Source organism: Absiella sp. AM09-50 (assembly GCF_003433845.1).
Classification (GTDB): domain Bacteria; phylum Bacillota_I; class Bacilli_A; order Erysipelotrichales; family Erysipelotrichaceae; genus Hoskinsella; species Hoskinsella hominis.
The window spans coordinates 1,221-1,608 of sequence record NZ_QVFI01000067.1; the positions used below are offsets into that span (position 1 = coordinate 1,221).

Here is a 388-nt window from a genome sequence, read left to right on the forward strand (position 1 = left end):
ATGCGGTGATAAAGGCCGCAGCATATGGAAAAACAGCTTCTTATCATACATTTTCAGATGTTGTAGAACACGCTTTGGCACAGATTAAAGAAGTGGCATTACACGATATGCCAGAGGAAAAACAACGCTGGTATGCATTGAAACTGTTTGAACGTGATGAAAAGATACTTTCATTATTAAAATTAAATGATTCTATTAAAGCACATATTGAAAAAGATATACAAAATGCAGAAAAAGAGCTGGATGATGATGCCGAATCTATTATCACAAACGAACGATATCTCTATATATCATCCATTATTCAAAACTGTTATAAAAAGAAAACCAGAGGAAAACTTACGACCTCTGACAAAATAGACAAAATTGTGACCAATCGATTCTTAGCTTT

Annotated in this window: 1 pseudogene; it reads left to right on the forward strand. The window is 33.5% G+C overall.

Annotation, left to right across the window (positions count from 1 at the left end):
- Positions 1-388, forward strand: a pseudogene (locus DW114_RS21920) (ferrous iron transporter B); the annotation flags it as partial.